This is a genomic window from Serratia sp. NA_112.1 (assembly GCF_052691715.1).
The window spans coordinates 141091-149927 of sequence record NZ_JBQZFO010000011.1 but is presented as its reverse complement, the minus strand read 5'-3'; the positions used below and the strand labels follow the sequence as shown (position 1 = coordinate 149927).

Annotated in this window: 9 protein-coding genes; 6 read left to right on the top strand and 3 right to left on the bottom strand. The window is 53.9% G+C overall.

Annotated elements, in window-relative coordinates; all coding sequences use genetic code 11:
* Positions 1–61 precede the first annotated feature (61 nt).
* Both tal and ACUTQ5_RS18815 read right to left on the bottom strand, forming a co-directional pair.
* Positions 62–1012, bottom strand: coding sequence for a transaldolase (gene tal / locus ACUTQ5_RS18820; RefSeq protein ID WP_445652473.1), 951 nt, complete (start codon positions 1010–1012; stop codon positions 62–64).
* A 284-nt stretch (positions 1013–1296) separates the two neighbouring features.
* A complete protein-coding gene (locus ACUTQ5_RS18815) occupies positions 1297–1890 on the bottom strand; it encodes a lytic polysaccharide monooxygenase (RefSeq protein ID WP_445652472.1) in 594 nt (197 codons plus the stop codon).
* Between the two features lie 404 nt (positions 1891–2294).
* Between ACUTQ5_RS18815 and ACUTQ5_RS18810 the strand changes: the two genes are divergently transcribed.
* Positions 2295–3236, top strand: coding sequence for a LysR family transcriptional regulator (locus tag ACUTQ5_RS18810; RefSeq protein ID WP_445652471.1), 942 nt, complete (start codon positions 2295–2297; stop codon positions 3234–3236).
* Between the two features lie 97 nt (positions 3237–3333).
* Here the strand turns inward: ACUTQ5_RS18810 and ACUTQ5_RS18805 are convergent, their stop codons facing one another.
* Complete coding sequence (locus ACUTQ5_RS18805) at positions 3334–4833, bottom strand: glycosyl hydrolase family 18 protein (protein WP_445652470.1); 1500 nt, start codon at positions 4831–4833, stop codon at positions 3334–3336.
* 295 nt (positions 4834–5128) lie between these two features.
* On the opposite strand from ACUTQ5_RS18805, the gene ACUTQ5_RS18800 reads away from it, so the two are divergent.
* The 5 genes from ACUTQ5_RS18800 to maeB all read left to right on the top strand — a co-directional run bounded on the left by ACUTQ5_RS18800 (position 5129) and on the right by maeB (position 8819).
* Positions 5129–5455, top strand: coding sequence for a phage holin, lambda family (locus ACUTQ5_RS18800; RefSeq protein ID WP_445652469.1), 327 nt, complete (start codon positions 5129–5131; stop codon positions 5453–5455).
* Positions 5445–5846 (top strand): M15 family metallopeptidase, encoded by a 402-nt coding sequence (locus ACUTQ5_RS18795; protein WP_445652468.1) that lies wholly within the window; start codon positions 5445–5447, stop codon positions 5844–5846. The genes ACUTQ5_RS18800 and ACUTQ5_RS18795 overlap by 11 nt, the downstream gene beginning before the upstream one ends.
* A complete protein-coding gene (locus ACUTQ5_RS18790; protein WP_445652467.1) occupies positions 5843–6226 on the top strand; it encodes a hypothetical protein in 384 nt (127 codons plus the stop codon). Before ACUTQ5_RS18795 ends, ACUTQ5_RS18790 begins: the two co-directional genes overlap by 4 nt.
* Positions 6216–6380, top strand: coding sequence for an Rz1-like lysis system protein LysC (gene lysC, locus ACUTQ5_RS18785; RefSeq protein WP_165392843.1), 165 nt, complete (start codon positions 6216–6218; stop codon positions 6378–6380). The genes ACUTQ5_RS18790 and lysC overlap by 11 nt, the downstream gene beginning before the upstream one ends.
* Before the next feature lie 159 nt (positions 6381–6539).
* Complete coding sequence (gene maeB / locus ACUTQ5_RS18780; protein ID WP_445652466.1) at positions 6540–8819, top strand: NADP-dependent oxaloacetate-decarboxylating malate dehydrogenase; 2280 nt, start codon at positions 6540–6542, stop codon at positions 8817–8819.
* The last annotated feature ends 18 nt before the right edge of the window (positions 8820–8837 follow it).

The following is an 8837-nucleotide window of genomic DNA, read 5'->3' as shown; positions in this document are numbered from 1 at the left end:
CTGAGTGCGCGGATGGCGTTGGCAAGCTCTTTACGAGAGGACATGTTTTACTCCAGTGTGATTACAGTTCGGCGGCCAGCATGTCTTCCAGCTTCTGCTGGTCAACGGCGAACAGGCGGATACCTTCGGCCAGTTTTTCAACCGCCATGGCGTCCTGATTGTGCTGCCAACGGAACTCAGCCTCGGCCAGCGGAGCTGGTTGATGGAAACCTTCGGCGGATGGCGTCAATTTACGCTCGACCGGTTGCTCGCTTTGCTTGAGTTGTTCCAGCAGGTTTGGTGCGATGGTCAGGCGATCGCAACCGGCCAGGGCCAGAATTTGCTCTACCTTGCGGAAGCTGGCCCCCATGATCACCGTCTGATAACGGTGCTGTTTGTAGTATTCATAAATGTTGCGCACTGATTTCACGCCAGGATCCTGCTCGGCGTCGTAGTCAGCCGCAGGCTGTTTAGCCTGATACCAGTCATAGATACGGCCAACGAAAGGTGAAATCAGGAACACGCCGGCTTCGGCACAGGCGCGGGCCTGGGCGAAAGAGAACAGCAGCGTCAGGTTGGTATTGATGCCTTCATTTTCCAGCTCCTCAGCGGCTTTGATGCCTTCCCAGGTAGCAGCCAGCTTGATCAGAATACGTGACTTATCAATGCCCTGTTGCTGATACAGCGCGATCAGTTTGCGCGCCTTGGCTACGCACATACCGCGGTCGAAGGACAGGCGGGCATCCACTTCGGTGGAAATGCGACCCGGTACGCTTTTCAGGATTTCGACGCCGATGTTGACCGCCAGTTTGTCGCAGGCATTAATCAATTGGGTTTCTTTGCTGCCGCCTTGCTGGCGGGCATAGCTCAGGGCTTCGAGGATCAGTGGCTTATACTGAGGCAGTGCAGCGGCCTTCAGGATCAGTGAAGGGTTGGTGGTGGCGTCTTGCGGTTCGAACTGGCGGATCGATTCGATATCGCCGCTGTCGGCTACAACCGTGGTTAGCTGCTTGAGTGCATCGAGTTGATTCATTTATAAGCTCCTTGACCAAACGTCAATGTAGGGAAATGAGAACGTTTTCCATCGTAGGTTGCACACACTGCATCAGAAGCCTGCCGATTAAAATGCGCTTTTTCTGATTGTTGCAATGGATAAGAACGATGGATCCCCTCCAAAGCCAGGCAGACTGCGGCTTTGTGGCCGTTGTAGGGGGGCAAGAATGCGGGGCCTTGATGAGAAAAACCAGGTTTATAGAGACGACGGACAATAAAAAAGGGTTCAGCCCCGGCTGAACCCTGCGGTATTCCCCCTCCTTATTATTTAGTCAAATTAACGTCAATTGCCTGATAGAAGGCATTGGCCGTATCTGCCACATCCCACACGGCGAGGATCACGTGCGAACCACTACGATCTGCCGGTATGTTGCAGTGGTGGGTGACCTGCGCTGCCGGGATCGCACCATGGTCATCCTGTTGGCAGAACGGCGTCAGGTCAAACGACGCACGGGTCAGCGGCTGCGAGGCATCCCAGTTCGGCTTGGTAATGAAATAACGCCAGCTGGTGGTGCTATGGCGAGCAGTGAGCGTCCAGGTGAAGGAGTTGGCACCGGCGTGCAGGTTGATTTTGTTCCAGCGGGTCGGGGTTTGCTGATCCAGCTCGAAGAAGGTGGATTTGTCGGCGCTGGCGATATGCCCATCTGCCGGACCGGCCTGTGGGAAGCCTTTCAACCCTTCAACGCTTTGCGGTTCGTATTGCACGCTGCCGCACTGAGTATTGAGTTGCAGCTTGCATTGGTAGGAACGGCTGGCCGGGGTTTCGACATAGCCATGGGCGGCAGCCTGTTGCGAGACGCCGAACAGTGCAGCGCTCAGCAGACCAAGGGACATGAGGGTACGGGAAGTATTGTTCATAAGTCACTCCTGACTGAAGTTGTATTGTAAATCGGGTTTATTTCACCGGTGAAATGAGAGGTTATTAACGAAATTAAAAACATCACTCTTGGCGGCTTGTTTTATTTTTACTCTTAGTCTCGGTCGTCAGGATGGAATGTTTTATAGGCTATTAACTAAAATTATTATGATGATTGTCTTTCTTTTTTGGGTTGAATTTATTTAAACGCTGCTGTCTAAAAAACGGCGCCATGATGAATTTTATTTAAAGGATTGATGAATAGTCTTTCAGATGGCGCTCTCCGATATGGAGTATATTGCTTGTGGTTTTACTTACTCTTGTGTGACTTGAACGACTTTTACGCGCCAACCACTTGGGAATTTAGTGTCAATTTTTTCTTATTTTATTTCAAAGAGGAATTTGTATGACTAGATTATCCCTGGATGCGATTAAAATAATCAGCACCATAAAAAATACCGGCTCTTTCTCAATGGCGGCGGAGGCATTACATAAAACACCCTCGGCGATATCCTATCGGGTCTCCAATATTGAAAGTAAACTCTGCGTGAAACTTTTTCATCGTAATGGCCCGATGATTACCCTGACAGATGAAGGGGAATTCCTGCTGCAGGAAGGCGGCTGGATTTTAAATGCGGTGCAGGATCTGGAGAACAGGGTGAGAAACATCCCAAAATTCGATAATAATATTCGCATCGTTGTCGATAATTTCTTTCCACTGGAAACTATCACCCAGGATATCCGCGACTATATCCAACACAGCCCGAATGCCAACATTGCGGTACAGCGTGAAGCGCTGAATGGCACCTGGGATGCTCTGAAGAACAACCGGGCGGATTTGATTATCGCCATTGGCCAGATCCCGGACAGCGTGCAGGCCAAGACGCTGATGCTCGGCAAGCTGAATTTTGTGTTGTGCGTTTCACCTTCGCATCCCTTTGCGGCGCAGAAAAAGCCGGTGGACAAAAACCAGCGGCTGAACGATATCGTGGTGGTGATAGCCGACAGCAGCCACGAGTTGCCCAAGCGCAATCACGGTACCATGCCGTTGCAGCGCCAACTGGTGGTGTGCGACGTCGAAAGCAAGCTGGCGCTCCTCAAGCGCGGCATTGGGCATGGCTTTCTGCCACCGGCGCTGATAGAAAAAGAGTTGGCGAGTGGTGAACTGGTGACGGTACCGGTCGATATGCAAAAAGGTGACGAAATGATTTGGCTGGCCTGGCACCCGGCCAGCAAGGGCGCCGGATTTAGCTGGTGGCACGAACGGCTGACGCGCAAGAGCGACGTCTTTAGCCTGATGGGGCGTGAAGTGATACGTGATGGGGGTTACCCTTGGTGTAACAACTGAGGGAATTGACCACGAAGGGATGCGAAAATTAAACCTTTAATGCAGTAAAAACCCCGTTGCCATCGGCCCCGGGGTTTTTTAATGCGCCAACTTGCCGTTATGCCACGCGGCCCACTTTCAGCCAGGCGCTGTCCGAGCCGGGTACGGAAGTGATGAAGCCCCACTTGGTCTGCCAGACGTAGCCAAGATAAGACACCAGCGCTCCCTGGTTATAGGTGGTACCGGCGACATAGGCCGGGGCGCTCATGATTGGCAAATTACCCGGACCAACGCCGGTATAACGCAGGCCGGTGCCCATATCCAGTTGACTGTCATCGTAGTCCGCCGCGTTGAAATAGCGGTCCAGCGACGCCAGCAGATCACCGTTACGGTTATCTTGGCCCAGATGCCAGAACATCACGCCCCCCAGTTGCTGCTGCTTGATGTACTTCGCCTTGTACTTGAAGCTTTCGACGTCGTCATAGGTAACGAAAAGGCCGTTGGCCGCGTGATACAGGTACGGAGTTTTGGTCTTGTCGTTCCACAGGCGCTGATAGCCGTAGTTGCCGAGCAGCATTTGCTCCAGTTGGCGGTAGGAGGCGATACGCGGATCCTTGTCGCGGACACATTCTTCGCAACCCACCAGCCAGTAGTCGGTGCCCGGGAACGGATCTTCCCCCGGTGTGCTGTGGCTGCTGTACTGGCCGCCGTTGCTGCTGCTGACGCCCTTGAACGCACGACCATAAAACGGCACGCCCATGACGATCTTGTTGCTCGGCACACCTTCCAGCATCAGGTGCTGTTGCACCGCTGCATCTACCGTCAGGCTGAAGGGGCTTGGGAAGGCGCGGGTCAGTTCTTCCCAGCTCCAGCCCAGGTTGGCTTCACGTAGCGCGTTATAGAAGGTGGGTCCGGCGCTGTCGCCGAACAGTCCCGCCTGGTGGTTGGTGATTTTCTCCCATGGGCCGGCCAGATCGTAGGTCATCAGGTTGATGTAATCGAGTGAAGCGACGATCTGCGGCAGCTTGCTGTAGTAACGCGACAGGAAGAAAGCACCACCGGCACCGGCAATTGTCAACTGGTAAGGCAGCGCCTGGCGGCCGTCAGCCAGGGTTTGCTGGTTCAGCAGGGTGCGGATCTCCTGCAGCGCGGCGACAAAACCGTCCACTTCACTGCTCTGCGGATATTCCCAGTCAATATCCACGCCGTCAAAACCGTAGTCTTTCATCATGCGGACGCAGGATTGCGCGAATTTGGTCCGCGCTGCGGGGGTTTTCACCGCGTTGACATAGTTGGCATGGGAAACCCCCAAATCGTTGGAGTAATACCAACCGCCGATGGAGAACATGATCCGCAGGCTGGGGTTGTGTGCCTTCAGCGCGGTTAGCCGGCCGACCACGTCACGCGCCTTGGCGTCATTAGTGGCGGGATCCCAGGCGCATTCCAGATTGGCGTTAATGTCGAGGAACGAGAAATTAATGTGGGTCAACTGTTTGGCTTTGGCCGGTGTGATGTTGGACACCGGGAAGGGCACTATTGAAGTATCAGACTCGGTATAGTTATTAATTTGGTTGGTCGGAATGAAATAATAACCAATAACGGCTTTACGTTCGGACATGGTATTTCTCCAAGGTTGCGGTTTTTTGTTATTGAGAGCCATTCTCTCTCCGCTATTAATGTTTATTTTCCTGATAAATAGAAGTCGAAATAAATCACAGTAAAGATGAATTTTTTATCGTTCGGTACGTTATTTTCCAAGGCTTGTTGTGCCATGGCTGAGCATGAATCAATTTGAACTTAGAGGCTGTATTTATTCATTTGCTTTGTTATAGCATCCTTAACTAGATTCTGATGGTACCGATATTCCACCGGCCGTGATTGGCAGTTAATTAAAATAAAATAGGAGTTCAGCTATGTCCAGCTTAGAGCCAGACGCTGTTGGCTTAATTATCGAGCGAGCATGTGAGTATCTTCAGCCGGTGATGAATGCCATTTTGGCGGGCATCATGGCGTTATTGCACGGCGCTTACCGCAACGTAGGTATGCGGCGCCGGCTATTAAATGCCGGCATGTGCGCATTATTGGCCTGGACGGTACGGGATGCATTAGCGCTGACCGGACTGGAATTAAAGTGGGCGAATCTTGCCAGTGTACTGATTGGCTTTCTTGGGGCCGATTATATCAGCGCATTAATTAAAAAAATCATAGGAAAAAAAACGGGGCTTAAAAATGATAAATGAAATTGAAGATATTCGGTTTACCGCACGCAGTGAGGCGAATTTGGTGGGGGTTCATCCGGATCTGGTGCGGGTGATACGGCTGGCGTTGCAGTACTCGCTGGTGCCGTTTTCCATCACCGAAGGGCTGCGTACCATGGCGCGTCAACGCGATCTGGTTCGGGCTGGTCAAAGCCAGACGCTGAAAAGTCGCCATTTAACCGGCCACGCGGTGGACGTGGTGGCGATGCCGGCGGGCGTGGTGTCGTGGGAATGGGACTATTACGCGCAAATCGCGGTGGCGGTGCGCCGTGCGGCACGCGAATGCGCGGTTAACGTTGAGTGGGGGGGGGAATGGAAAACGCTGAAGGACGGGCCACACTTCCAACTTTCCTTCAGGGATTACCCGGCATGAGCGCCTGGATAAGCCGGTTGGCGCAGGGGGGATTGCTGCTGCTGCTGTTGGCAGCCATCTGCCTGGCCGCTTATAGCTCGCTGTTGTCGCATCGGCTGGATCTGGTGCGACAGCAGGCAAGCGAACAGCAAAAGACCCTGGCGCAGCAGGCGGGGTTGATTGCTACGTTGCAAACCCAGGATGCACAGAACCGGGTGCTGATGGCGGCCCAACAGCAGCAGGAACAGCTGTTGCGCCAGCAAAGCGACGTTTACCAGAGGAAATACCGTGATGCGATTAAAAATGATGCCTGTGCTGGGCAGCCTATGCCTGATGCTGTTATTGAGCTCCTGCGCCCAACCCTCGCAGACGACAGCGCCGGTGGTGCTGTTGCCCCCTGAATCGGTGTTTACTCCGTGCGAGCAGCCGCAGCTGCTGGGTAACACCTGGGGCGATGCGCTGAGTTATACGCTGGCACTACAAACCTCGTTACAAATTTGCGCAGGCCGGGTGGCGACGCTCAATGCCTGGCGTGCCCAACTGCCGTCGCACTGACGGCAGTGTTTTTCTTTTCCGTCCTGTGGTACTTCTTTTTTTACTTTTAAAAAACTATTTCGATCAAGGTTATGGCCCGGTTCAAAGTTTGTGACGTTTCTCTCACTATACTGGTCTAGCCTTACCTCAACATAAAAGCAAAAAACATAGGAACCTACAATGGACGAACAGCTCAAACAGAGTGCGCTTGATTTTCACCAATATCCGGTCCCAGGGAAGATCCAGGTATCTCCAACCAAACCGCTGGCCACCCAACGCGATCTGGCGCTGGCCTATTCGCCGGGTGTTGCAGCCCCTTGTCTGGAAATTGCTGCCGACCCGCTGGCGGCCTATAAATATACTGCGCGTGGCAACCTGGTGGCGGTCATTTCCAACGGCACGGCAGTGCTGGGACTGGGCAATATCGGTGCCTTGGCCGGTAAGCCGGTAATGGAAGGGAAAGGCGTGCTGTTCAAGAAGTTTTCCGGTATCGACGTTTTCGATATCGAAGTCGATGAGCTAAACCCTGACAAGCTGATCGACATCATCGCCGCGCTGGAGCCCACCTTTGGCGGCATCAATCTGGAAGACATCAAAGCGCCGGAGTGTTTCTACATCGAGCAGAAACTGCGTGAGCGTATGAAGATCCCGGTATTCCATGATGATCAGCACGGTACCGCCATTATTACCACCGCTGCAGTGCTGAACGGCCTGCGGGTAGTGAAAAAGAATATTTCCGACGTGCGACTGGTGGTTTCCGGTGCCGGCGCGGCGTCAATTGCCTGTTTGAACCTGTTGGTGGCGCTGGGGCTGCGTCAGCAGAACATTACCGTCTGCGACTCCAAAGGGGTGATCTTCAAAGGTCGCGATGCCAACATGGAACAAACCAAGGCGGCCTACGCCATTGAAGACAACGGCCAGCGTACTCTGGGGGATGCTATCCCGGATGCCGATATCTTCCTCGGCTGTTCCGGTCCGGGCGTGTTGACCCAGGATATGGTGAAAACCATGGCCAGGGATCCCTTGATCATGGCGCTGGCCAACCCGGAACCGGAGATCTTGCCGCCGCTGGCGAAAGCCGTGCGCCCGGACGCCATTATCTGTACCGGCCGTTCCGACTACCCGAACCAGGTGAACAACGTCTTGTGCTTCCCGTTCATCTTCCGCGGCGCGCTCGACGTGGGCGCCACTACCATCAACGAAGAGATGAAGCTGGCCTGCGTGCATGCGATTGCCGATCTGGCACTGGCGGAACAGAGCGACGTGGTGGCTTCGGCCTATGGTGACCAGGACCTGTCATTTGGTCCTGAATACATCATCCCAAAACCTTTCGATCCGCGCCTGATTGTTAAAATCGCTCCGGCGGTTGCCAAAGCGGCGATGGACTCGGGCGTGGCGACACGTCCAATCGAAGACTTTGACGCCTATGTCGAAAAACTGTCCGAGTTTGTCTACAAAACCAACCTGTTCATGAAACCTATCTTCTCCCAGGCGAAAAAAGAGATGAAGCGCGTGGTGATGGCGGAAGGGGAAGAGGAAAGAGTACTGCATGCAACTCAGGAACTGGTGTCGCAGGGGCTGGCCTATCCCATTCTGGTCGGTCGTCCGAGCGTGATTGAAATGCGGCTGAAAAAACTCGGCCTGCAACTGACACCGGGTAAAGACTTTGAAGTGGTGAACAACGAGTCCGATCCACGCTTTAACGAATACTGGGGCGAGTATTACCAGATCATGAAGCGTCGTGGCGTATCGCAGGAACAGGCTCGTCGTGCGGTGATTGGTAACCCAACGCTGATTGCGGCGATCATGCTGCATCGCGGCGAGGCGGATGCGATGATCTGCGGCACCATCGGCAGCTATCACGAGCATTACGACGTGGTCGAGAAAGTGTTTGGCTTCCGCGAAGGAGCACACGTCGCCGGGGCGATGAATGCGCTGCTGCTGCCAAGCGGCAACACCTTTATTGCCGACACCTATGTCAATGACGATCCAACCCCTGAGCAACTAGCAGAAATCACCCTGATGGCGGCGGAAACCGTGCGCCGTTTCGGGATTGAACCTAAGGTGGCGCTGCTGTCTCATTCCAGCTTTGGCTCTTCCGATAACCCGGCGGCCTGCAAGATGCGCAAAACGCTGGAACTGGTGAACAAGATGGCACCGGAACTGGTGATTGACGGTGAGATGCACGGTGATGCCGCGCTGGTGGAAAGCATCCGTAATGATCTGATGCCGGACAGCCCGCTGAAAGGGGCGGCCAACGTGCTGATCATGCCAAATATGGAAGCGGCGCGGATCAGCTACAACCTGTTGCGCGTATCTTCTTCCGAAGGCGTTACCGTGGGGCCGGTGCTGATGGGGGTATCGAAACCGGTACATATCCTGACGCCAATCGCTTCGGTACGCCGCATCGTCAACATGGTGGCGCTGGCTGTGGTAGAGGCGCAAACCACACCGCTATAAGCCTTGAGTGACAACCAG

Excerpts from the sequence above, each read along its gene's own strand:
- ACUTQ5_RS18790 (WP_445652467.1), top strand. The coding sequence starts at position 5,843 with ATGAGCGCCTGGATAAGCCGGTTGGCGCAGGGGGGATTGCTGCTGCTG.
- maeB (WP_445652466.1), top strand. The coding sequence starts at position 6,540 with ATGGACGAACAGCTCAAACAGAGTGCGCTTGATTTTCACCAATATCCG.
- ACUTQ5_RS18805 (WP_445652470.1), bottom strand. The coding sequence starts at position 4,833 with ATGTCCGAACGTAAAGCCGTTATTGGTTATTATTTCATTCCGACCAAC.
- ACUTQ5_RS18800 (WP_445652469.1), top strand. The coding sequence starts at position 5,129 with ATGTCCAGCTTAGAGCCAGACGCTGTTGGCTTAATTATCGAGCGAGCA.
- ACUTQ5_RS18815 (WP_445652472.1), bottom strand. The coding sequence starts at position 1,890 with ATGAACAATACTTCCCGTACCCTCATGTCCCTTGGTCTGCTGAGCGCT.
- tal (WP_445652473.1), bottom strand. The coding sequence starts at position 1,012 with ATGAATCAACTCGATGCACTCAAGCAGCTAACCACGGTTGTAGCCGAC.
- ACUTQ5_RS18810 (WP_445652471.1), top strand. The coding sequence starts at position 2,295 with ATGACTAGATTATCCCTGGATGCGATTAAAATAATCAGCACCATAAAA.
- ACUTQ5_RS18795 (WP_445652468.1), top strand. The coding sequence starts at position 5,445 with ATGATAAATGAAATTGAAGATATTCGGTTTACCGCACGCAGTGAGGCG.